Annotated in this window: 1 protein-coding gene and 1 pseudogene; both read right to left on the reverse strand. The window is 41.8% G+C overall.

Translation table 11 applies throughout. The features are described 5' to 3' along the window. A partial coding sequence (locus HMPREF2697_RS09840; protein WP_070850546.1) for a transporter substrate-binding domain-containing protein occupies positions 1–760 on the reverse strand: 760 nt, incomplete at its 3' end. Positions 761–771: 11 nt separating this feature from the next. Next, positions 772–1,067, reverse strand: a pseudogene (locus tag HMPREF2697_RS09845) (amino acid ABC transporter ATP-binding protein); the annotation flags it as partial.

Below are 1,067 nucleotides of genomic sequence, written 5' to 3' on the forward strand. Positions count from 1 at the left end.
ATTTAGCAATCAAATCGTTGGTATAATCAATCAATTCTTGGTTAGACTTGCTTGAGGCGATACCGTACTCTTGTGTTTTGAAACCTTCTTTTAAGGTTTTAGTTTTCTTGCTTTCATATCCAGAGAGGATAGATTTATCAACTGAGAAAGCATCTACACGGTGAGCATAAAGAGATACAGCCAATTCTGGGAAAGAACCGAGTTGAACGTAGTTGAACTTAAGGTTATGGGCTGAGGCATATTCCTGCAAGGCAGCCTTTGTTGACGCACCTTGAGAAACACCGATAGTCTTACCATTCAAATCTGAGATTTTGTTAATCCCTGAATCCTTAAGAACCAAGAAACCGATTTGGTCATAGTAGTAAGGAGTTGAGATGGCGTAAGAAGCCTTACGTTCATCATTGATGGTATAGGTAGCGATAAGCAAGTCGATAGTACCGTTATCCATAAGTGGTTCACGAGTTTGCGTCGTTACTGGGATATAATTCACTTTAACTTTTAACTCATCAGCAATCTTCTTAGCAAGATCAACTTCCATACCTTCGTAGGTATTAGTCTTAGCAGAATAGTAACCAAAGTTAGGAACGTCTTGCTTCACGCCGACATTGAGTGTCCCTCGCTTAACAATCTTTTGGACTGCTTTACTATCAAGAAGCTTACTAGTGTCTTCCGCCTTAGTCTTGTGACTCGAGATAAGAAAAATAGTGAGAATTGCCAAGCTTGCAACAGTTAGGTAACGTAAGATTTTTTTGAAAATCATAGGCAACCTCCTTAGGCATCCACTTGGACACGATCAGAGTTGTGGTCGATAATCTTAGAAAGGAATTGAACTGCACGAGGTTCAGTTGGATTGTCGAAGAAACCATCCACATCCGTAGTGTCTACAAGAACTTGACCTTCAGCCATGAAAATGATACGGTCAGCCACACTGCGGGCAAAGCCCATTTCGTGGGTTACGACCACCATGTTCATGCCACCTTTGGCAAGGTTTTGCATAACAGCAAGCACATCACCAATAGTCTCTGGGTCAAGGGCTGACGTTGGTTCGTCAAAGAGCAAGAGCTCAG

This window comes from Streptococcus sp. HMSC064D12 (assembly GCF_001837205.1).
GTDB classification, from domain to species: domain Bacteria; phylum Bacillota; class Bacilli; order Lactobacillales; family Streptococcaceae; genus Streptococcus; species Streptococcus salivarius_D.